At 54.2% G+C, this 20,768-nt stretch carries 24 protein-coding genes; 3 read left to right on the plus strand and 21 right to left on the minus strand.

Going from position 1 to position 20,768, the window contains the following annotated elements:
• Positions 1-94 precede the first annotated feature (94 nt).
• From ATW55_RS02200 to bioA, 13 genes are all read right to left on the minus strand, one after another.
• Positions 95-277: a hypothetical protein gene (locus ATW55_RS02200; protein WP_067711658.1), complete on the minus strand. Its 183-nt coding sequence runs from the start codon at positions 275-277 to the stop codon at positions 95-97.
• Positions 274-1,491, minus strand: coding sequence for a GerAB/ArcD/ProY family transporter (locus ATW55_RS02205; RefSeq protein ID WP_067711661.1), 1,218 nt, complete (start codon positions 1,489-1,491; stop codon positions 274-276). Before ATW55_RS02205 ends, ATW55_RS02200 begins: the two co-directional genes overlap by 4 nt.
• Complete coding sequence (locus ATW55_RS02210) at positions 1,488-3,425, minus strand: spore germination protein (protein WP_067711664.1); 1,938 nt, start codon at positions 3,423-3,425, stop codon at positions 1,488-1,490. The genes ATW55_RS02205 and ATW55_RS02210 overlap by 4 nt, the downstream gene beginning before the upstream one ends.
• A 74-nt stretch (positions 3,426-3,499) precedes the next feature.
• The gene (locus tag ATW55_RS02215; RefSeq protein ID WP_235586956.1) at positions 3,500-4,816 is read right to left on the minus strand and encodes an NRAMP family divalent metal transporter; all 1,317 of its coding nucleotides are present in this window, start codon (positions 4,814-4,816) and stop codon (positions 3,500-3,502) included.
• A 130-nt stretch (positions 4,817-4,946) separates the two neighbouring features.
• Complete coding sequence (locus ATW55_RS02220; protein WP_067711671.1) at positions 4,947-5,549, minus strand: chorismate mutase; 603 nt, start codon at positions 5,547-5,549, stop codon at positions 4,947-4,949.
• Between the two features lie 185 nt (positions 5,550-5,734).
• Positions 5,735-6,424: an endonuclease III gene (gene nth, locus ATW55_RS02225; RefSeq protein WP_067711673.1), complete on the minus strand. Its 690-nt coding sequence runs from the start codon at positions 6,422-6,424 to the stop codon at positions 5,735-5,737.
• Positions 6,424-7,866 (minus strand): bifunctional metallophosphatase/5'-nucleotidase, encoded by a 1,443-nt coding sequence (locus ATW55_RS02230; protein ID WP_067711678.1) that lies wholly within the window; start codon positions 7,864-7,866, stop codon positions 6,424-6,426. The genes nth and ATW55_RS02230 overlap by 1 nt, the downstream gene beginning before the upstream one ends.
• A gap of 6 nt (positions 7,867-7,872) precedes the next feature.
• Positions 7,873-8,448: an HDIG domain-containing metalloprotein gene (locus ATW55_RS02235; RefSeq protein WP_082685461.1), complete on the minus strand. Its 576-nt coding sequence runs from the start codon at positions 8,446-8,448 to the stop codon at positions 7,873-7,875.
• Between the two features lie 48 nt (positions 8,449-8,496).
• Positions 8,497-9,180 (minus strand): DUF1054 domain-containing protein, encoded by a 684-nt coding sequence (locus tag ATW55_RS02240; RefSeq protein ID WP_067711684.1) that lies wholly within the window; start codon positions 9,178-9,180, stop codon positions 8,497-8,499.
• Complete coding sequence (locus ATW55_RS02245) at positions 9,177-9,536, minus strand: hypothetical protein (protein ID WP_067711688.1); 360 nt, start codon at positions 9,534-9,536, stop codon at positions 9,177-9,179. Before ATW55_RS02245 ends, ATW55_RS02240 begins: the two co-directional genes overlap by 4 nt.
• A gap of 104 nt (positions 9,537-9,640) precedes the next feature.
• Positions 9,641-10,639 carry a biotin synthase BioB gene (gene bioB / locus ATW55_RS02250; RefSeq protein ID WP_067711692.1) on the minus strand — a complete coding sequence of 333 codons (999 nt, stop codon included), beginning with the start codon at positions 10,637-10,639 and terminating at the stop codon, positions 9,641-9,643.
• 62 nt (positions 10,640-10,701) lie between these two features.
• Positions 10,702-11,403: a dethiobiotin synthase gene (gene bioD / locus ATW55_RS02255; protein ID WP_067711697.1), complete on the minus strand. Its 702-nt coding sequence runs from the start codon at positions 11,401-11,403 to the stop codon at positions 10,702-10,704.
• A complete protein-coding gene (gene bioA, locus ATW55_RS02260) occupies positions 11,400-12,749 on the minus strand; it encodes an adenosylmethionine--8-amino-7-oxononanoate transaminase (RefSeq protein ID WP_067711859.1) in 1,350 nt (449 codons plus the stop codon). Before bioA ends, bioD begins: the two co-directional genes overlap by 4 nt.
• Before the next feature lie 119 nt (positions 12,750-12,868).
• Here bioA and ATW55_RS02265 point away from each other — a divergent pair, with 119 nt between their 5' ends.
• Complete coding sequence (locus ATW55_RS02265) at positions 12,869-13,168, plus strand: Dabb family protein (protein ID WP_067711700.1); 300 nt, start codon at positions 12,869-12,871, stop codon at positions 13,166-13,168.
• Positions 13,169-13,335: 167 nt separating this feature from the next.
• Complete coding sequence (locus ATW55_RS02270; RefSeq protein ID WP_067711704.1) at positions 13,336-13,971, plus strand: RsfA family transcriptional regulator; 636 nt, start codon at positions 13,336-13,338, stop codon at positions 13,969-13,971.
• Positions 13,972-13,996: 25 nt separating this feature from the next.
• On the opposite strand, the gene ATW55_RS02275 is transcribed toward ATW55_RS02270, so the two are convergent.
• The 8 genes from ATW55_RS02275 to mutY all read right to left on the minus strand — a co-directional run bounded on the left by ATW55_RS02275 (position 13,997) and on the right by mutY (position 20,363).
• Complete coding sequence (locus ATW55_RS02275) at positions 13,997-14,566, minus strand: DUF402 domain-containing protein (protein ID WP_067711707.1); 570 nt, start codon at positions 14,564-14,566, stop codon at positions 13,997-13,999.
• Positions 14,567-14,593: 27 nt separating this feature from the next.
• Positions 14,594-15,685 (minus strand): sporulation integral membrane protein YtvI, encoded by a 1,092-nt coding sequence (gene ytvI / locus ATW55_RS02280; protein ID WP_067711712.1) that lies wholly within the window; start codon positions 15,683-15,685, stop codon positions 14,594-14,596.
• 82 nt (positions 15,686-15,767) lie between these two features.
• A complete protein-coding gene (locus tag ATW55_RS02285) occupies positions 15,768-17,279 on the minus strand; it encodes a sensor histidine kinase (RefSeq protein WP_067711717.1) in 1,512 nt (503 codons plus the stop codon).
• Positions 17,257-17,961: a response regulator transcription factor gene (locus ATW55_RS02290; RefSeq protein WP_067711721.1), complete on the minus strand. Its 705-nt coding sequence runs from the start codon at positions 17,959-17,961 to the stop codon at positions 17,257-17,259. Before ATW55_RS02290 ends, ATW55_RS02285 begins: the two co-directional genes overlap by 23 nt.
• Before the next feature lie 48 nt (positions 17,962-18,009).
• Positions 18,010-18,195, minus strand: a complete 186-nt coding sequence (locus ATW55_RS02295; RefSeq protein ID WP_067711726.1) for a hypothetical protein — start codon at positions 18,193-18,195, stop codon at positions 18,010-18,012.
• Between the two features lie 16 nt (positions 18,196-18,211).
• The gene (locus ATW55_RS02300; RefSeq protein ID WP_067711730.1) at positions 18,212-18,904 is read right to left on the minus strand and encodes a FadR/GntR family transcriptional regulator; all 693 of its coding nucleotides are present in this window, start codon (positions 18,902-18,904) and stop codon (positions 18,212-18,214) included.
• Positions 18,905-18,967: 63 nt separating this feature from the next.
• A complete protein-coding gene (locus ATW55_RS02305) occupies positions 18,968-19,153 on the minus strand; it encodes a hypothetical protein (RefSeq protein ID WP_067711733.1) in 186 nt (61 codons plus the stop codon).
• A 100-nt stretch (positions 19,154-19,253) separates the two neighbouring features.
• Positions 19,254-20,363: an A/G-specific adenine glycosylase gene (gene mutY / locus ATW55_RS02310; RefSeq protein ID WP_067711735.1), complete on the minus strand. Its 1,110-nt coding sequence runs from the start codon at positions 20,361-20,363 to the stop codon at positions 19,254-19,256.
• Positions 20,364-20,495: 132 nt separating this feature from the next.
• Here mutY and ATW55_RS02315 point away from each other — a divergent pair, with 132 nt between their 5' ends.
• Positions 20,496-20,690, plus strand: a complete 195-nt coding sequence (locus ATW55_RS02315; protein WP_067711738.1) for a hypothetical protein — start codon at positions 20,496-20,498, stop codon at positions 20,688-20,690.
• Positions 20,691-20,768 lie beyond the last annotated feature (78 nt).

The following is a 20,768-nucleotide window of genomic DNA, read 5'->3' on the forward strand; positions in this document are numbered from 1 at the left end:
ACAGGATAGACGGTAGCATGGCGCTCTCGCGCCGCCGTCGACGAGATAAAACCATTGGCTGCGCGGGGTTATTTCTGGATGGGCCTCTCACTTATTACAGCAAAACGCGCAGTGTGAAATAACCGATGGAAAAACCCGCGCCAAGCAGCGCCAGCAGGCCGCTCCCGACCGCCGCAAGGCGGTTTCGCCTCTTCCAGTACCAGATGGTCAGATTCACGGTATAGATCAAAACGAGAATGGGCGCGGCAATCGAGAGCACGAATTCAAACACACTCATCGCAGCACCTTCTTTCGAAAGCCAAGACGTGTTCGCGGCTCTTCAGACGCTTGGCTGTCATCGTGTTTTCCGCGGTTTCTGCCGCGATGGCGCCGCGACTTAACCCACTCGATAAGACGCGCGATCGCGGCAAGACCAACCGGAAGCGCGAGGGTCACAATCCAACTGTACCGCTCAAAATAATTCTCATAAAGCATCTGCACTGTCGGCAAGTCTGGCGGCAAAAAGGCAATCACATAGATCAGCACGATGAACATCGGAAGCAGCGGTCGATAAAGCGGCATACGAAACGCGTGAGCGTAGAGATACCCCGTAAGCCATAAACCAAACCCTAGCTTGATGACTGCGGCAGAGATCCATAAAAACACAAAAATGGACTCCAGCCGTTGAATATACCGCCCCACGTAAATGACTCGCGCGAGTTGGTACAGTGGAAAAGGAACCGCTCCGGTCACCGCCTCGGCAAACGTGCCGATAAACACCAGAAGAACGACTGACATGATCACCGCTGAAAAGGAGATGCTTATGACACCAACGCGCAGCGTGTGCTTGTGGTTGCGCAGAGTCGCCGCCAGAATCATCACAAGCAAAAGCTGTGGAAATTCCCCCGTGTTGCGAAAACTGCTTGTCGCGAGTGCAAGCGGGCCGTTTCCAAGAATGGGAAATAGCAGGTCGCGGCGAAACCACGTCATCGGCAAAAGGGTCAACACGATGAGTCCCACCAACATGACAGTCCCAAGCAGGATAGAAACGCGTGTAAATCCTTCGTAGCCTGCCATCGCATAGTAAAACACCGTCAGCAACAGCAGGAGAATTATAATTGAAGTCGGTGTCACCGGAAGCACAGTGGTGATGATCGTTTCCGCAAATTCACGCGCGTTAAGCGCTGTCTGCAGCAAGAAATATAAGGACAGCGCCAGCGCGATCGGCATCGTGAGAAAATGGGTCAAATTCTCTTCCAGCGATTCAAGCCAGTTACGCTTTGCGGCAGACCGCTGCAAGAGAAACACAATAAACAGCGCCACAAGCATGAGGAGCGCACTGAGAACTGGGATAAAAAAAGCACCTTGCGCGCCATGCTGGGCCAAACGCGATGGAAAGCTGAGAAAGATGTCGGTTGATCCATAGACTGTGAGAAGCGCACCGAGTTCGAGTCCGCCCACTCTGCCTGTACGCAATGCGACTCCGCCCTCACGCGCCTTTTGCTGACTCATTCTTTCGCACGCCCTTTCCGTCCCCACCCGCGACGCGCACGTTTTGCCTCTTGCGAATCAGCAACACGTGGATCAAACCCGCGCGTAACATCCGCCTCTTTTTTTGTCCGAAGCGGCCAGTACGCCTTAGGGCGCTTTTCCATCTTGAAGATTTTCCCGCGCAGCAGACTGTCAGGAGATGACACGCGACGCGGGGCAATCGGACTCATGATGGGCACTCCTAAACTGCGACTTGTGACCATGTGCATGAGCAGGATCATAAGCCCAAGCGCGATTCCGTAAAAACCAAACATCGCACCAGCCACGATGAACCCAAATCTCAAAAGCCGCACACTAAACGATAAATTATAGTTTGGCATGGTGAATGACGCCAGCGCAGTGACTGCCACGACAATGATCAAAAGCGGGCTGATGATCCCCGCCGCGACAGCCGCTTGTCCGAGAATCAAGGCGCCGACAATGCCTATCGTCGGACCGATAATGGTGGGGATGCGAATACCGGCCTCGCGAATCAATTCGATTGAAAATTCCATCAGAACGACCTCTAAAACGACAGGAAAGGGAACGCGTTCACGCGACGCTGCGATCGCCAACATGAGATCCGTCGGGATCATCTCCGGGTGAAAATTGGTGACCGCAATATAAAAGGAGGGCAGCAAAAGCGCGATGGCAAGTGAGATCAGGCGGATGACCCTGATAAAAGAGCCAAACGGAAAGCGCAAATAAGCGTCTTCTGACGTTTGCAGGAGTGTCCAGAACAACACTGGCGCGAGAAGTGCAAATGTGCTGTGCCCGACAAAAATGGCCACCTGCCCTTCTGAGAGGCCGTACGCGACACGGTCAGGTCGCTCCGTCGATAAAAATTTCGGAAAGAACCCGATCGGACCATCCTCGAGAAATTGTTCCATCATTCCACTGTCAGGTAAATAATCGATTTCGATTCCCTTTATGCGTTTTTTGATCTCAGACACAAGCTTTGGATTGACCACGCCGTCTAAGTACATGATCGCCACATCTGTGCTCGCAAGCGTCCCGATCTGCATCATCTCGGTAACCAGTCTTGGCGAGCGCAGCCTTGCCCGCACGAGACCCGTGTTCGCGCGAAAGCTCTCTGTAAATGCGTCGTGGGGGCCGCGCACCACTGCCTCAGATTGAGAAAGACCCACGGTGCGATGTTCCCAGCCCTTGGTTTCAACCGAAAGCACTGCGCTGATTCCGTCAAAGAATAGAACCGTGCTTCCCGCAAGAATGTTTTCAGATGCTTCTTTCCAGGTTTTAAATGCAACCGCCTGATTGCCTGGCACGAGCGCCTGCTTGATGTGATCGAGCCACTGCCCCCTTGGCGTCTGGTGGTCGAGGGCGGTCAGATACATGAGCGGTTCGAGAATATGCGTATTAATGATCGTTTTATCCGCGAGTCCATCGACAAACACAGCGACTGCTTGAAACGGGTGATCCCCGCCGACAAAAAAATCGCGAATCACGATGTCCGCATTGCGCGGCAGGCGAAAAAGTCGCGCCAGAATTCTTCGATTCGTTGCCAGATCGTACTGGATCGCCTTTGGAATCGGTCCTTGAAACGAGCACGTTTCCCCATTCGTGCGGCGAATGGCGCGTGCCATTAGCTCTTCAAACGAGATCGGTTGAACTCTTTTTTGAAATGTCTGTTCGCGCGTGTAGACATCGCGCATGGTCAGTTCGCGATCTTCACGCTTGTCCGAGATCTCCACGTCACTCTCGTAGTCAGCGCGCTGTTGTGATTCACGGAGGTTCACTTTTGCGTAGCGCACGCGAAGCCGCGCAAAAGGAGCGTCGCGACGAGCGTTGCGGCGCTTTTGCGGAAGTTTTTGTTGATCTTCAGGCGTTAATTGAAACGTCTCATCCATCACAGAATCATCGACTGTGAGAAGTCGTGTAAAACGGCTCCAATCCATGCGCGACCCCCCACCAGTATCCTCGTGATCTCTCTCATCCGAGTATTTCCAAGTGGAGGTATCGTATTCGCTGACTAAAAGAGGAGTTGACCGAGCAGCGCAAAGGATAGCCCGATCAAGACAAGCGCGATCGTCCACGAGATGATCTTGCCGAACGCTTTGTTTCGATAGTTGCCCATCACCGTTTCACTGCTCGTCAGGCGAATGAGAAAGATAAGCGTTGGCGCAATCAAGACCCCTCCTGCAACTTGCGCGAGCACCGCCGTGAAATTGAGTGGAAGATGCGGTATCAAAATGGCGCCTGCCGCCAGCGCCAGGCTGCCGATATAGACGGCGTAAAAGCGCGGGGCAGCCGCAAGCTTGTCATTGAGACTGCGCGCCCAGCCAAGCGTTTCTGCGATCGTCCAGGAGGAAGAGAGTGAGATCGTGATGGATGCGAGAAAACCTGCGTTAAAGAGGCCAAAGCCAAAGAGAATGGCGGAAAAGCGACCCGCAACATGGGCGAGTGAGAGAATGAGGAGCGCGGGCGACGCACTCGCGATGGAGGAGACGTGTCGATAGAGCACCGCCCCACAGATCATGATGGCCGCCGCAATGATCACCTGAATGATGCTTCCAAGCGCCGTGTCGATGCGCGCCAATTTCAGGTGACGGATCTCCACACCTTTATCGATGACTGCGCTGCCCTGAAAAAAGATCATCCAGGGCGCGAGCGCGTTGCCAACTGTCGCGATGACGAACCAGAGCACACTTGCGTGGCGCATCGGCAGGGACCAGTGCAAGAGCGCATTGGCGAGCGTTGCGCCATTCGGATGGGTGAGGATGGCCACAATCAAAAACACGATGTTGAGTGCGCCAACGAGCAGTGCGAGTCGCTCTTTGGTGAAGTAACCCGTAAAGATTGCGATGGCGACGACGAGCAAAAAGCTCACAACATCCGCAAGCGTGAGCGGCCAGCCGAGCAGCGTGAGTCCCGCTGTCATCCCGATGAACTCGGTCATGAGCGTCAAGAGATTCAAAATGAGCAGTGTCACCATCTGAAACCGCCCAAAACCTTTTCCAAAGTGGATGTATACGAGTTTCGCAAATCCCTGTTTTGTCACGGCGCCAAGCCGCACGGTCATCTCCTGAATGGTGTACGTGACAATCGAGAGACACAACACGAGCGGAATAAAGAAGCTCAGTCCAAACGTCGCGCCTGTTACAGCGTAGGATACGACACCACCCGCGTCATTGTCGCCGATCATGGCGAGAAGTCCCGGGCCCATCAAAAGCCACAGGGCCATCGACCACGCGCGCAATCTCTGCGTCCACGTTTTGCTCTCACAAAGTGTCACTGGGTCATTTGCGATTTCTTGTTCGGCGGAGGCGGAACGTGTGCGATTGTTCAAGCCGTGTTCCCCCTTCTCCATACGCAACTCAGCATATGAACAGGGGCAGGGCTTTGTGCACAGCGAACCGTATGAGTCGTTCAGGGACTGGTGATCAGAAATAGCGTAGGGCTATCCTTGAACGCGTGGACTAGATGTCAAAGACCACTTCCTCGCCTGTCGGATCACCGTCTGGACCGGACAACGTTTTAAACACAAAACGCTGCGAAGCGAACTCGTCAGGGAGTGCGGGGGTAACCGTGAAGGTGAAGCTGAAGTGGTATGAAGACCCACCGCCACCCGAACTCACGGCGTCATACGGCGCACCCACTTCCAATTCGAAGAAAGGATGGGGTGGGCGGCTATGATTTGCTGCATTTGGCATCGATTCGTAGTCAAGCAGGAGTTGTACCACGCTGGCATTTTGATACTGACGGATGAATGAGAGCGTATACATCACCCCGTCGCGCTCAAGCGAGCGGAGCATGGGGATGTACTTGCGAAAGTTTTCTGGCTGGATGCGCGGACGGAAACTCGACGGGCGGCGCGCAACCGCAAAAATAGAGTGCAGGTAATTCTCATACAGACCGAATTTCTCGGACCACGCAGCAATCTTTTCCGGCGACGGCAACAAAGCCGGTTCGCCTGACAGTTCCTTTCGCTGCTTGAGCAATGCACAGATCTGTTCGTCAATCGACGCGATGCGCTCATCCTCGTAGTGTGAAAAGCGCTCGTCCGGCTTGCGGATCATCACCCTAAATCCACCTCCATCATGAACTCGTATCACCAAGCACTCCATATTGAAGATCTGCGAGCGATCGCGAGACATAGATTCTCGCAACGATAAACATATCACGAAAAATTCCGTATGATATAGAAAAATAATGCAAAAAAGGCGCCTAAACGCCAGACAAACACATCACAAACCTCCGTTTTGCCCTACAGATTTGCACCGCGATCACGCGCGCGCATTCGCTTTTGGCGCTTTGCACTCTCGCGAAAGGTCCGGCACGACACTGCAAGTTCACAGCGACTGCACTGTGGTTGCCGGGCGCTGCACACGCGCCTGCCGTGAAAAATCAACCAATGGTGCGCTTGCGTCCACTGCGCCTTTGGAATCCGGCGCATCAGTTGTTGTTCCGTCTCAAGAACATCATCGCTGTCTGCAAGCCCGAGTCGATTCGAGACGCGCTGCACATGGGTATCCACCGCGATCGCCGGAACTCCGAAAGCGTTTGAGAGCACGACATTCGCCGTTTTGCGCCCGACACCAGGAAGTGCGACAAGCGTCTCCATCGTACTGGGAACCTCGCCGCCGTGCTCGCCGCTTATGAGCCTGCTTGTTTCAATGATGTTTTTCGCCTTCATCTTGTAGAGTCCACACTGTGCGATCAAGCGCTCCACATCTTCGAGCGGCGCGTTTGCCATCGCTTCAGGTGTTGGATAGTGTTTGAACAGCTCCGGCGTGATCATATTGACGCGCTTATCCGTACACTGCGCAGAGAGTATCGTCGCAATCAAGAGTTCGTAAGGATTGCGGTGATCGAGTTCACAATGTGCATCCGGGTAAAGATCCTCAAGTGTACGCAAAATCGTCCCCACCGGCACGCGCGGCAGCGTACTCGCCATTACACATTCTCCTTCTCTGACGCGCAATCGACAAACACACGGGATACACGCGCAACTTCAATCGCACCTTCTTGCGCGAACGCTCGTTCAAGGAGTTCCCGCATCATTGGAGGCGCATAAACGTATCGCGCAGGATGCAGGTTCGTATAGACAGGAGAGAGCGCCAGGTACTCACAAATCGCCGCTGTAACGGTTTCATTCCCCCGCAGCACGCGACCGTCCTTCTTTAGATGGAGAACGCGCACCCGCCCACCTTCAATCGACGGATCCGATGCCGCAAAAACCTCCACACCCGAGACGTGAATCCTGCCAATGTAGTGGCCGCGAAACCCGAATCCAAATCCTCGCTTCGAGATCGTTTCCAGCGCCAGACCTGCTTCAATGAAGGCACAAAGTGTAGCGACATCGATCTCCAAAAGTACCGCGCGCATCGGCGTTCCGCAAATCGCCAGGAGATCGCCGCGCGCAATGGCTCCCTCGCGCAAACTGGCCGTGATCACGCCACCGTTTACAATGGCCACATCCGCCGCGAACTCGCGACGCATCTGATCGCACAGCAAGTTGGCCACGTCAGACTCCCCAAACTGCGCGTGGCGCAGCGGCTCGTGCAAATATCCGACAACACGGTTAAGCGTACGGCGTGCCTCATCCTCAAACGAAGCAGTCACGCGAATGACGCGCGGATCTTGCTGCGCGCGACGGTCCGTGAAGACAAGTTTCGATGTGATGTTTGCCACGCGCTTGTCTTCCACGCAAATCACCGTATGTCCATACGCAATGCCTTGCTTGCCCGCCTGAACAATCCACGTATTCCCGCGCTTCACACTCGCCTGAAGAAAATGGTGCGTGTGGGCGCCGACGATCAGATCGACAGGCAATCCCTCGTCGGCCAGTGACTGATCCACCGCCAGGCCCAAATGAGACAGCATGATGACGACGTCAGCGCCGCGATTGCGCAGTGACGCGCTGACGCGCCACGCCGCCTCATGCGCGTCAAACGCATTCACCCCGAGCGCCTCCATGATCGCGGGATAAAAGACGGTAACCCCAAAAACTCCGAGTTTCAAGCCATTCAGGTCATACATCCGCCCGTCTGCAAACGCCTCTATGTCATCCGGAAATGTCATATTCGAGCAAAATACAGGAGTTTGCGCCGTGCGCAAGTAATCGTGAAGATGATCCTTCTCAAGCGTCAGCGTCTCATTGTTTCCAAGCACCATGCCATCATACTGAAGTGCGCGCAACACCGCCGCATTCACGCGACCGCACGTCGCGTCGCTCAGCGGGTGAATGCGATCCAGATGATCCCCGATATCAAACACGAGGACGTGTTCCCCCCGAATGCTCAGCGCATCGCGGAGCGCCGAGAGCGATGCAGTCAACCGCGCAAACAGCGCGAGATCACTGTGCACATCATTCGTGTGAAGCACATGCAGGTTCATTGCGCATCACACCGATACGCCACGCAGTTCCAATTCATCTGCGGCAGCCTGCAATGCGCGAATGACAAATTCAATGTGTTCATCAAGCGACCGACCGAGTTCCTCCGCACCCTGATACACATCCTCACGCGAGACACCCTTGGCAAACGCCTTGTCCTTCAGCTTCTTTTTTACACTTGCCACGTCAACATCCATCACACTTTTTGTCGGCCGAACAAGCGCCACCGCCGTCACAAATCCGGAAATCTCGTCACACGCAAACAGGGCGTGATCAAGCCTCGTCTTTCTTCGCTCACCTGTGCGGTCCGCGTGCCCCGCAATCGCCTCGATCACATGTTCTGGATAGCCGAGATCGCGCAGAATCGCACCGCCGACAACCGTATGCTCCTCCACACTTGGATACCGCTCATAGTCAAAATCGTGGAGCAATCCGACAACGCCCCACTCATCCTCGTCTTCACCGTAATATTTCGCATACGCCCGCATCGAAGCCTCTACCGCCAGCGCATGTTTAATGAGTCCTTTATTTTCTGTATACTCGCGCAACAAAGCGTATGCCTTTTCACGATTCCGATAATCCAACACAGAACTTCCCTTCCGTCGTTTATACGCAGTCTGTGACTGCCCCAATCATTCTGCGCGACCCAAACTGAGATCTGCCAGTGGATACAAGCGGCAGAGAAGCTCCAGCGTCTCATCTAACTCATCGAGCAGCGCATCGGGTGAAACCGATTGGACATACGCCTTTGACCACTCACGGCCAAAAAGGAGATCGCCGCGCTTTACTTCCGCCGAGCGCCCCACCAACTGTTTATAAGCTTCATCTGTCAGCGCCGCTAGTGCGACCCCCGACGTCGTCATATGATCTTTGTACACGAGAAAGTCAGGCGGAAGTAGCGTTCGCGTCGATTCCAAATTCTCAAGCACTAGTTTTGCAAATGCAGCCTTATAAGGCGACTCGTAGATAAAGCCAAACTGCAGGAACACGTGAGAAGACCACATTCCAAGCATAAACGTCGGCCACTTTTTGTACCCGCGCTGATCTTGCGAAAAAGCAACCCACGAGTCTTTTGGCGGATTGGTTTTGCGACGCGCGTGTTTTGCGACATGCGCAAACACGGGACGCCCCAGTTGCGCCGCCAAACGGCCGGAAAAATGTTCTCCCAGTTGCTCGAATTTCGGGCGCAATTGCGTGCGCAGCGCAGCCATGCGCGGTTCCAGGCCAGGAACTGTAAACACGGCAAAGTCCGCCTCTTCAAACCCGCCAAACCAAGCATTTTGAATCTCCGCATCCTTAACGAGCGTCGCCTTCACGCGTTGACCCACTCCTGCAAAATGGATTCCGCATCCATCTTGAATTTTGAATTCGGAAACACCGCGTCACACCCGGCTGCCTTCGCGCGCGTCAGCAAATCTTTTCGGACATGAGGGCCAAACGCCACAACGTGAGCGCCATTTCCCTTTGCGCGACTCACCATGCGCTCAAGATCTCCACCCACCGCCGAAAGATCCAGCACAACCAGCGTCGGAGCCACTTGCGTAAGCTTCTGGTCAAAATCCTCCTGCTGCTTTACAACAGTCACCACATCATTGTCACGACCTGCCGCTTCACGCAACTGTACGGAGAACATCAAGTCAGGAACAAACGCCAGAATCGCTTTTCCCGCCATCAGCCGTCCCTCCTCATCTCTGTCTTTCTTCGACGAGAGATAGGGGCACGCTCTCCTGCGTCCCCCATCCACCTACCATTTTCAGTAGTGTATCACACCCGACTCTAAAGTGCGCACTCCTCAATCTCAAAACCTAAATCCTCGATCATCTTCCAATCCGCGACAGGTTCTTGTCCAGCAGTCGTCAAGTAGTCGCCCACGAAGATGGAATTTGCCGCATACAGGGAGAGCGGCTGCAGGCTGCGCAAGTTAATTTCGCGCCCGCCTGACACGCGGATTTCTTTGGTCGGATTGACAAAGCGAAACATCGCAAGCACTTTCAGACAATAGCGGGGATCGAGCACCCGCATGCCCTCAAGCGGCGTGCCGTCAATCGGGTTGAGGAAGTTGACCGGAATCGAATCTACGTCAAGCGCTTGGAGTTCAAACGCGACATCCACCACGTCGTCGTTCGTCTCCCCCATGCCAACGATCACCCCCGAGCAAGGAGACATGCCCGCCGACTTTACGTGTTCAATCGTGTCGACGCGGTCCTCATAGGTGTGGGTCGAACAGATGCGGTCATAGTGTCCTTCGCTCGTGTTCAGGTTGTGGTTAAAGCGGTGCACACCTGCATCCGCCAACAAATCCGCGTCTTCTTGGGTGATCAGACCCATGCAGCAGCAAATCTTGAGTTGGGTCTGTGACGTAATCTCGCGAACCGCATCTGCGACTTCATTCACCTCGCGCTTTGACGGACGACGTCCGGACATGACGATGCAGTATGTCCCTGCCTTGCGTCTTGCCGCCTCCTGCGCACCGTTTAAAATCTGCTCGCGATCAAGCAGCGAATATTTCTCGACGGGCGCTGAGGAAACAATCGATTGGGAACAGTAGCCGCAGTCTTCCGGGCACATCCCACTCTTTGCGTTGATGATCATGTTCAACTTCACTTTATTCCCAAAGTGGTGACGGCGAATCTCATAGGCGGCTGAAAGCAGTTCGAGCAATTGCGCATCTGGTGTCTGCAAAAGCGCGAGTGCCTCTTCTTTGCCAATCCCTTTCCCTGCGATGACCTGCTTTGCCAAGCCGTGAAAGTTGTGAGTGATTTCTTGAATCGACATCCTTGCTACCTCCTAAAAATCGATTGGTAAGGCTCAACGCGATTGTGTTTCACACTTCTTTGTTATCCATGAAGCGCTGTTTGTTCAAAGGCGACCGCCGGATTCCACTGACTCAATAGGGCGTCTGCCGCGCGCGAGAGATCCAGCGGTTCAAGGTGAGGAATCACCGCGACAACAGGACACTTCGCGTACTGTTCAATCATGGGCAAGTTTGCCCAGGCAAGATCCGCCTCGTCTTCAGGCATGCCAGAAACGACAACGCCCACCACGTCAATCCCGCGCGCGCGCGCATACGCGACGGTCAGCGCTGTGTGATTGACCGTTCCAAGGCCTGCGCGCGCCACCACCAGCATTCGCGCGCGAAGCTCACACGCCAGATCGCACACAGTAAAATCGTCAAGCAGTGGGGCCAAAAGCCCACCGGCTCCTTCCACGATTGTATTCGCGTGCGTCATAAGATAGGTTCGCGCGTGCGCCAAAAGTTCCTCCCGCCGCAGATCCACTCCAGCACGCGCGAGGGCAAGCCCTGGCGCCAGCGGCTCTTCAATCGCGCGGCAACACATCTGCTCAGGTAAATCGGAAAGTCCTGACGCGGCGCGCAGACGCATCACATCCCCTTCCGGGTGATGAAGCGCGTGACCGCTTTGCAGCGGTTTATAGAGGCCAATGTCCATCCCCTGTTCGCGCAGGATGCGCCCGAGCAGGCCTGTGACCACGGTCTTGCCAACTTCGGTATCCGTCGCTGTCACGAGAAGAACACTCATCGCAAGGTCCCCCCCACACGCGCGCTCGTCTCCTCCTCAATGGATCGGTACAGGATGTCGAGCATCGCGCCTGCCTGTTCCTTTGTGACGATGAGCGGCGGAATAAACAGGCACACCGAGCCGAGCGGCCGCATGATCATGCCGTATTCCCGACAGCGGTTGCCCACGTGCCAGCCAATTCGCTCTTCAAATGCAAACGGCTCGCGCGTCTCGCGATCGCGCACCAGCTCAATGCCGACAAACAGTCCCTTTTGGCGGATGTCTCCGACGGCGGGAAGATCCCAAAACTTCTCAAGCCGCTCTGCGACGAACGTCGCGACATCCTGGACATGCTCGATCACCCGCTCTTCCTTAAACAGGCGCAGGTTTTCAAGCGCAACCGCACAGCCCAACTGATTGCCTGTAAACGTGTGCCCGTGATAGAACGTCTTATTCGAGTCATACGTTCCAAGAAACGCCTCGTAGATTTCATCTGTCGCCAAGGCTGCGGCGACTGGCAGATAGCCGCCCGTCAGCCCTTTTCCTATCGTCATCAGATCAGGCCGCACGCCGTCGTGATCACTCGCAAACATCTCGCCCGTGCGACCAAATCCTGTGGCAACCTCGTCAACGATCAAGAGAACACCGTGTTCTTTACAGAGCGCCTCAATCTCTCGCAGATACCCGTCGGGCATGGGAATAATCCCGCTACTGCCTTGCACGGGTTCCAGGATGACACCGGCAATGGCGTCCGCCTTCTCTGCGAGCAGCGTCTTTAATTCATCCATGCACGCATGTGCGCACGTCCTGGGTGATAGGCTGAGCGGACAGCGGTAACAATACGGGTAGGGCACTTTGAACGTTTCAAAAAGCATATCGCGGTACGTTTCGTGGAAGCGGTCGATTGCGCCCACGCTGACAGCTCCAATCGTGTCGCCGTGATACGCTTCGACAAATTTGACAAACCGCTTTTTCTCCGGACGTCCCTTTAACTGCCAGTATTGATACGCCATCTTGAGGGCGATCTCAACCGCCTCCGCCCCGCTGTCGCAAAAGAATACGTGTGATAGCCCCTGTGGCGCGATATCGACAATTTGTTCCGCCAAAAGAATCGACGGCACATTCGCATGCCCGAGAAGCGTCGAGTGTGCAACAAGCTGCGCCTGCTTGACAATCGCTTCAGTCAGCGCAGGATGTGCGTGTCCAAGTGTATTTGTCCAGATCGACGCGACACTGTCGTAATACGCACGTCCGTCGACGTCATACAACATGACGCCTTCGCCGCGCTCGACGATCAAAGGCTCCTGCTCCTGATAATCCTGCATCTGTGTAAATGGGTGCCAAACATAGCGGAAATCTTTTTCCATTAAGGTTTGATATCGTTCCGAACGCAATGCGCAAGTTCCCCCGTTTCTCCCAGTCTCACCCTATCATAGCATGGTTTGGTCTATAATTAGGACATGTTCGCCAAGGAAGGGGTATTTTGATGATTGAGCATGTTGTACTTCTCGCGTGGAAAGAGGATACGCCGCGCACCGAACAGGAACGTCTCTTGCGTGAATTGCTGGCGTTAAAAGAGAAGATCCCAGGCATTCTGTCCGTATCGGGCGGAGCGAATTTTTCCGCGCGCAGCCAGGGGTATCACCACGGATTTATCGTCACGTTCAAAGATCGCGCAAGTCTTGACGCATACGGGCCACACGCTGAACATCAGCGCGTCGTCGCGCAACTGCAACCCGTGTTACAAAGCATCCTTGTGCTTGATTTTGAGCGCGCTACGGAGTAATTCACCTCACTCGCATCCCCTTGCACGCAAGCGACTCTCTTTTGGCTGACAAAAGAGAGTCGCTTTGACATCTAGCAACATACTATATCCCATCAGGTTCACACTCCATGTATCTTTCTTCCAGAATCAGGACATAAAGAGAATATCAAGCTTTGGAGGGATTCTGAATGGAATTGATGGAGAGATGGGCGTCACGCTCCGACGCGTGGACTCCAGAGGATGACGTGACACTGGCTGAATTGGTGTTGAAGCATATCCGCGAGGGGAGTACACAGCTTGTAGCGTTTGACGAGGCCGCCTCACTTCTCGGGCGCACTTCGGCCGCGTGCGGCTATCGCTGGAACGGCGTCGTGCGAAGGCATTATGAGGATGCCATCCGCGAAGCGAAACACGTTCGCCGCCGCGCGCTTGAAGAACGGCGTACACGCAGGCCAAACCGCACACAGATCACACTGGGCGATGAGCATGAGTTTACGCTCGATCTATTGATTCGTGGATTGCGCGATTTTGAGCGGCGCTATCATGAATTGCACGATGAGATTGAAAAGCTTACACGCGAGAAACAGATGCTCGAAGACCGCCTGGGGATGTCCCAGCCTGTGCGCGCCTCCGAGCCGGACCGCGCGCGGGCAACGCCTGAGCAAATCGAAGAGGACAGCCGCGCACTGCTTGCCATTATGGAACGCGCACGGCGCATCCTTGACGCAGAGAGCGATGAGGCAAAGCCGCGTTTTCGTCTCGATTCTTTTGGCAACGTGGAGCGCATTGAAATGCAAGAGTCACTACGCGAGGAACATCCATAGGCAAAGCGCGCTGCTCATGCGCTGTTTAAGTCAAAAGTGAGAATGCGCCGCGTCGCTGCTTGACGTCCTTGATCGTTTTTTTGATGTCGATTTCTATTTGGCGACACAGTTCGATAGGATACGAGTGGCGGCGCGCATGAAGCGCAAACTCCCCACGGTCTAACAGTTCGATTTTACCCTCCCGATCCACAAATACGTCAAGATCCATATCCACAAAACTTATCGTCTTATGTTCGTCGTCCACACGCAAATCCGTATACGCATTGCAATAGAATTGCGGCCCCTCCGGTTGCAGCAGCACCATGCTTTGCACAAGCGAACGGCACTCAAAACAGGCGAGCACAGGATATGGCCGCACCCAGCTCTCCCCGTTTCTTTCAACGACTCGCGTCTGCGCGGGAATGAGAAAGACATAATCTGGCGCATCGCGCGCCGCGCCCTGCCACAGCGAGGGTAACGCGTGCGACCAAATTCGATGAACTGCGCCGTCAAACTTTCTGCTGACAAGTTGCCAGGATCCGTCAGGTTCATCCGTAGCCGCGCGCAACCATCCATCCATCTTACAGCGCTCTGCATACACCCTGCCTTCGGGCACGCAAACCGACCCCTTTGTCAAGATTCGCTACGAACGCTTCTCTTCGAGTTCGTCTGGCGAGAGCATGCTGGTCGGGAAAAAATCGTCAAAGATCCGTTCGCGCAGGAGTGAGCGTATCGCAATCATCAAAAGCGGCCCGAGCAAAAGTCCGAGAATACCAAGACTCGTCAGCCCGACATACATGCCAAACATCGTCGCAAACGTTCCGATCCCCATGTTTGACGCCAACAACTTAGGCTCAATCGTGTGCCGGACCACAGAGGCGACCGCCTGCAACAGCAAAATTTTGATCGCAAGAATCACCTTTCCCGTTACAAGCGCCCCTATCACCCAAGGAATCGTAATGATTCCCGATCCGACGATGGGAACCCACCCCGTAAGGCCGATACTGACACCTAGCAAAAGCGCGTATTGCACGCCCATGAGTGCAAGCCCGATGACACAGATCACACTGGTTATCCCAATCAACACCAACTGCGCACGAAAAAGCCCGATCACCGCGCGCCACACGTCACCTGCAATCTCTTCCACCTTCGGTCCCCAACCAGGCGGCAACCACCGTCTCATGCCCTGCAGCAGCATCTCGCGCTGCGCCAAAAAAAAGTAGGCGGCGACGACAGAGATGACGACGATGACGATCAGATCAGGCAAAAGCGCCACCTCTCCGACAAATCCACTGAGAAGCGTCAGCGCAAACTGACGCACCTGATCGACCATCGTGTTGACGGTCGTCTGTACGGCTTCCACCATCTTTAAGGGAAGGTGTGCGTAGACAGCCATCCCCTGCTCAATCGCGTATTGAGAAATCTGCTTCCACATTCCGAAATAGCGGGGAATTGCAATGGCGAGACTGGCCGCTTCACCTGCACCCTGAACAAGCAAAAAGACGATAACAGCGAGCAGTCCACCGAGGGAAACGACAAGCGCGGCGCTGATCGCGATGACGCGCGGAAGAAAGGATTCAAAAAACGTCGCAATTGGAAGCAGGACAGCCGCGATTAAAAAGCCAATAACAAACGGCATGATGTAGTTGAGTATATGCGCAAAGATGGTTAACGCAATGACAAGAAAGAGGAGGGAAACGCCTACCTCTGTCAGTTTCATCACATACCTGCGCATCGGTTCTCTCATTTCTTGCAAGGCACACCCACTCGCTCTCTGTACAAATCCTATGCTTATCCCCAGTCGAAGTCCACTTGATCTATGGAAGTTCAATTGTAAATTTTGCGCCGCCCATCACGCCATTTTCAGCCGTTATCTTGCCGCGGTGTTTTTCCACGATGGCGCGCACAATCGAGAGTCCAAGCCCCGTCTCACCTTTATCCCCGTGAAAGAACCGCTCAAACACCCGTTCGACATCTTCCATGACAAACCCTTCTCCGTCATCCTCAACAATGATCTTTGCGAACTCCTCTTTGCGCAGTGTGACAATCACGCGTGAACGCGCGTGGCGAAGCGCGTTTCCGATCAGATTAAGCAGCGCCTGGACAATCTTGTCCGAATCAATGTACACCAGCACGATGCCTTCTGGCAGATCAGAAACGATTTGGATCTTTCGCTCGCGGGCGAGCGGATAGGCGCGATCGACCGTCTTGGTAATGATTTTGATCAGATTATCATGGGTGAACGTGTATACATCATCCAGTGTTTCCAATTTTGAGAGATAGATAAGCTCATCGACCAACCGCTTCAAGCGCACACTCTCTGCCGCGATGATGTCAAGAATGTGCATCGATTCGCTCGGTTCAAAGACGCCATCGCGCAAGCCCTCTGCGTATCCGCGGATACCCATGAGCGGCGTTTTCAGCTCGTGGGACGCGTTTTGGAGAAAGCGCTTCTGCCCTTCATCAAACGCTTTGAGCGCATCCACCATATTGTTGAATGCATTGGCGAAATCTTCCCACTCATCTCCTGTGTGAATCACCGGGACGTGCGTAAAGTCGCGCTCCTGCACACGCATGATCGCCTGCTTTAAAAGGCTCGCCGGCTGCATCAGCGATCTTGCGAGCACGATTCCGACGACCGCCGTGATCAATGTAGCGATGATCAATCCTTGGGCGACTGCCACCCAAATTCCATAAGTGATCCGTTTCATGTCGCTGAGTTTTGTGAAAAGGACAAGCACTTTTGTGTTTTGATGTTCGATTGTGAGATTGGGCATCATGATACTTGGCGGAAAACCCGGGTGAAGCGACGTGACGGGGACGAGATACGCGTAAGAAAACGGTATCGCCACAAACTCAAAAACGGGGTTTTGTTGCGGATAGACACCTGATGCCGTATGGTGGCCCTTTAAGGCCATCGCGACAAGCGTGCTCACGTGTTGAAGCAGCGGGAGATCCGATGCCGTGAACGTATTCCACACAATGCTTCCATTGGGGTCGACAATGATATACTCGCGCTGCACACTCTGGGCGGCGATCGTCACAATCGAGCGACTCGTAAGGGGGACGGCGCGGTGCTCCTGAAGCGTATGCCCGTACGCGCGAAACTGTTTGATGATCTGATGTCCATCGTCGATGAGATTGCTGCGCGTCGAATCGATCACATACTGTGAGATCGAGCGATTTGTCAGATACCCTGCGAGCGCAAGCGAGATCATCACAATCGCAAGATAGACAACCACCACTTTGATCGCGATTGGCATACGCATTCGGAGGGAGAATCTGACGCCGCGCCGCACGCCTGGCTTAGCCTTCAAGTTTGTAGCCATACCCCCACACCGTGATGATCTCGGCAATCGATTGTGCCTGCGTCAGTTTTCGTCGAAGGCGTTTGACCAGATCGTCGATGGCGCGTTCATCGCCGATAAAATCATACCCCCACACCTGTGTGAGCAACTGTTCGCGCGTAAATGCACGGCTTTTATTTTTAATAAAGTAGGCGAGCAACTCAAACTCTTTGGTGGTAAGGACAAGATCGTGCCCCGCCGCGACAATGCGCCGCTCATCATCCCGCAGTTCGAGATCCGCACAAGTGGGATACTGTGCCGTCGCGGCATCCTGAGCTGATGCGGCGCGTGCACCGCTTAGCCGACGCAAGACGGTGCGCACACGCGCGACGAGTTCACGCGGCGAGAAAGGCTTTGAGAGATAATCATCAGAGCCAAGTTCAAGTCCCAGCACGCGATCCACCTCTTCATCGCGCGCAGAGACCATGATGATCGGGACCTCCGTGCGTGCGCGCAGCCATCGGCAGAGATCATACCCGCTAGTGCCCGGAAGCATGATGTCAAGAATCACCATATCAGGCAGATTTTCGACAAGCGCCGGCATCGCCAAATCTGCGTTTGCAAAACAGGTGACTGAAAACCCTTCGCGCAAAAGGTAGCGCTCCATCACGGTTCGCACACTCTCGTCATCATCAATGACAAAAATTCGTTGTGCGACATCCATTGACGCTCACCTCCATGAATCGGTCTGCTGAGTTTTCCTCTTTGTTTCTTACACCAACCCGCGCCTGCGAAACGCTGCCTTTAACACAAATCCCATTGCCGCGACGACAATACCAATCCCAAGAAGGATCATAGCCAATGTAAAGTGAGTGTCAATCTGGATAGAGCCAACGGCAAGCAGCGTCATCGCGCATAAAGAGATGAGAAAAAAGAGAAGTTTTTTCGATCTTGTCAAAATACAGATCACCCTTTCATTTCACATTGCGCATCGCATCCACGGCGCGCCTGCGATAGAGCTGTATATAACGCTTTGCCGACTCGCCATCTTGCACAACAATGGAGTCATAGAGTGCGCGATGAAGTGTGATCATCTCATCGCGAAAGGTTTCATCCATGAGCAATAGGTTCATCACACCCGTGAGTGGTTGATAAAGGATGCGCAGGAGATTCGCCGCGACCTCATTTCCCGCACACTCCGACAGCGTGACGTGAAACTGCCGCTCACACTCCGTCATTCTTCCGGCGTCTTCCCGACTCGCCTCCATCATAAAGAGCGTTTCCGAGAGAAAATCACAGTCTTGGCGCCGTCGACGCTGCGTCGCTTGCTCAACAATGCCGCCCTCAAGCCACATCCCTACTTCAAGCAACGCGCGCGCGTCAGACGCGGCCAAAAGAATCGCAGCGTGAATCGGCCGCAAAAAGGAATCCAGCGAAAACGATTTGACGTAGATCCCATCACCGTGGCGGATCTCGATCAACCCCGCACCGACGAGAACACTGCACGCTTCGCGAACCACCGCGCGCGATACCAAGAACCTCGCCGCGAGTTCTTCAAGCGTTGGCAACCGCTGTCCCGGCAACCATTCGCCTTTCATGATCATCGACTCAATTTTTTCTGCGACGAGAACATAGCGTGTCTTAGAAGAAATCTGCACATTTGCCATAGGCTTATTGTAGCGCGTTTGTGGACAAACGGATATGGGGATCTTTTCGCAAAACAGTCACGTTTAACACAACTCTCCCTCATAACCGGTAAAGCCGACGCGGAATGAATCCTCCACATCATCGTAATACACGGTGATCGGCTCTCGAAGGAGTGCCGCAGTAAATGGATCAACCACAAACGGGATACCTTTGACTTGAATCTCTTTGTCTCGTTTCATTCGCTCATCCAGAGCGATGCGCAGCCGCATCCCTCCTCAGCCAGGCGACGCGGAGACACGTACGCACAAGCCTTCTTCCTGCTCCTCCGCGAGCACGGAATGCAGACGCAAAGCGCCCTGCTCAGAGAGTTCAATCGAAAGTATGCTCACATTTATTCCCCTCCAAATCATTAAGCATGCGAACAAAAATGCGCGCAAAAGGCAGCGGGGCGCGCTCTTCCCTCGACATCATTCTACACGAAGTCACGCATTCATCCGATGAGATGTGAACCTCGATCAAGCGTGCACACCACTTCTGGTGTGAAAAAACATGCTCATACACACCGCGATCGCGCACGTCAAGCGATTTTTTGATTCCCCTTGCAGACAGCACATCCTGAAGCCACGAGCCCTCTTGCGTCATCCGTTCAAAAGCATGCTCAACAAGCGGGAGTTGCCATAGGTTTGCGAGCAGTCCAATGGCTGGCCTCTTTTCAACCGCCAGACGGCCATCTTGAAAAATTGCCAGCGCCAAAAACTCTCTTGTCGGAATTGCCCCTTTGGGACGCTTGATCGGCAGCTTGAGGTGAATACCCTCGCGCAGTCCGACGCATTCCGTTGCAATCGGGCACTGGCTACACTGTGGATTTTTCGGCTGGCAAAGGGTTGCGCCAAGCTCCATGAGCGCCTGATTGAACTCTCCGGGGTCTGCCAAATTGACAAGCGTTTGCGCGCGTTGCTTCAGGTAATTCCTGGCCTGCGCCGTCGCGATGTCCTCCTGAAAGCCGTCGACGCGCGACAAGACGCGCATCACATTGCCATCCACTGCCGGGAGCGCTTGGCCATAGGCGATGGACATCACCGCACCCAACGTGTATTCACCAACGCCCGGCAGGTTGGAAAATATCTTTGCGTCACGCGGAACGTGATTGCCGTAATTCTCCCGAAGCTCGCGCGTTGCAGTGACGAGGTGGCGCAACCTTCGGTAGTAGCCAAGCCCCTCCCAAAACTTGAGCGCCTCCTCCTCGGGCGCCACTGCGAGCGCCTCGACACTTGGAAATCGCTCGACAAATCGATTGTAATAGGGAATGACCGTTTCCACCCGGGTCTGCTGAAGCATCACTTCAGAAACCCAAATGAGGTAAGGATCCTTTGTCCTGCGCCACGGCAGATCGCGAGCCACCCCCCGAAACCATGTCGAGAGTGCGTCCACAATGCGGCGATCGCGCAAAACAGCGTATTCATCTTGTTTTCCGTTCATCGTCTAAGCCATCCTTCGCATAATCCGTTCACGTCATGCACGTATGAACTCGGCGATCCAACTTCATACTAGAAATACGAATGCGAGATGTCCAATCTCTGTTCACATCACCCTATAGAAAGCAGGCTCTCGATGGGCGAGTTTAAAACTGCCTCACTTCAATCAAGCGATCTCACCACACTGCATCAAATGGAGGAATCCCTGAGCGAAAAACTCGGAAAGCCAATTGTGCTCGTCGCCTATTCCGCGAGTGACACGGGAGGAGAACAATCTCACCTAAAAACTGGGCACACCCGGCAAAATGCGTATGCGCAACATGATTTGTAGATATTCCTATCATTTAAGTTTACCATAGCCATTCCCGCATGCGCAGTGTATTCCGCGCAAGCCCAGTGGAAAAAGATC

Source organism: Ferroacidibacillus organovorans, from assembly GCF_001516615.1.
Classification (GTDB): domain Bacteria; phylum Bacillota; class Bacilli; order Alicyclobacillales; family SLC66; genus Ferroacidibacillus; species Ferroacidibacillus ferrooxidans_B.

Excerpts from the sequence above, each read along its gene's own strand:
- ATW55_RS02300 (WP_067711730.1), bottom strand. The coding sequence starts at position 18,904 with ATGGCAAATGTGCAGATTTCTTCTAAGACACGCTATGTTCTCGTCGCA.
- ATW55_RS02230 (WP_067711678.1), bottom strand. The coding sequence starts at position 7,866 with ATGAACCTGCATGTGCTTCACACGAATGATGTGCACAGTGATCTCGCG.
- bioD (WP_067711697.1), bottom strand. The coding sequence starts at position 11,403 with ATGAGTGTTCTTCTCGTGACAGCGACGGATACCGAAGTTGGCAAGACC.
- ATW55_RS02210 (WP_067711664.1), bottom strand. The coding sequence starts at position 3,425 with ATGGATTGGAGCCGTTTTACACGACTTCTCACAGTCGATGATTCTGTG.
- mutY (WP_067711735.1), bottom strand. The coding sequence starts at position 20,363 with ATGAACGGAAAACAAGATGAATACGCTGTTTTGCGCGATCGCCGCATT.
- ATW55_RS02200 (WP_067711658.1), bottom strand. The coding sequence starts at position 277 with ATGAGTGTGTTTGAATTCGTGCTCTCGATTGCCGCGCCCATTCTCGTT.
- ATW55_RS02305 (WP_067711733.1), bottom strand. The coding sequence starts at position 19,153 with ATGCGGCTGCGCATCGCTCTGGATGAGCGAATGAAACGAGACAAAGAG.
- ytvI (WP_067711712.1), bottom strand. The coding sequence starts at position 15,685 with ATGCGCAGGTATGTGATGAAACTGACAGAGGTAGGCGTTTCCCTCCTC.
- ATW55_RS02315 (WP_067711738.1), top strand. The coding sequence starts at position 20,496 with ATGGGCGAGTTTAAAACTGCCTCACTTCAATCAAGCGATCTCACCACA.
- ATW55_RS02205 (WP_067711661.1), bottom strand. The coding sequence starts at position 1,491 with ATGAGTCAGCAAAAGGCGCGTGAGGGCGGAGTCGCATTGCGTACAGGC.
- ATW55_RS02265 (WP_067711700.1), top strand. The coding sequence starts at position 12,869 with ATGATTGAGCATGTTGTACTTCTCGCGTGGAAAGAGGATACGCCGCGC.
- bioA (WP_067711859.1), bottom strand. The coding sequence starts at position 12,749 with ATGGAAAAAGATTTCCGCTATGTTTGGCACCCATTTACACAGATGCAG.
- ATW55_RS02245 (WP_067711688.1), bottom strand. The coding sequence starts at position 9,536 with ATGGCGGGAAAAGCGATTCTGGCGTTTGTTCCTGACTTGATGTTCTCC.
- bioB (WP_067711692.1), bottom strand. The coding sequence starts at position 10,639 with ATGTCGATTCAAGAAATCACTCACAACTTTCACGGCTTGGCAAAGCAG.
- ATW55_RS02285 (WP_067711717.1), bottom strand. The coding sequence starts at position 17,279 with ATGGCTACAAACTTGAAGGCTAAGCCAGGCGTGCGGCGCGGCGTCAGA.
- nth (WP_067711673.1), bottom strand. The coding sequence starts at position 6,424 with ATGGCGAGTACGCTGCCGCGCGTGCCGGTGGGGACGATTTTGCGTACA.
- ATW55_RS02270 (WP_067711704.1), top strand. The coding sequence starts at position 13,336 with ATGGAATTGATGGAGAGATGGGCGTCACGCTCCGACGCGTGGACTCCA.
- ATW55_RS02290 (WP_067711721.1), bottom strand. The coding sequence starts at position 17,961 with ATGGATGTCGCACAACGAATTTTTGTCATTGATGATGACGAGAGTGTG.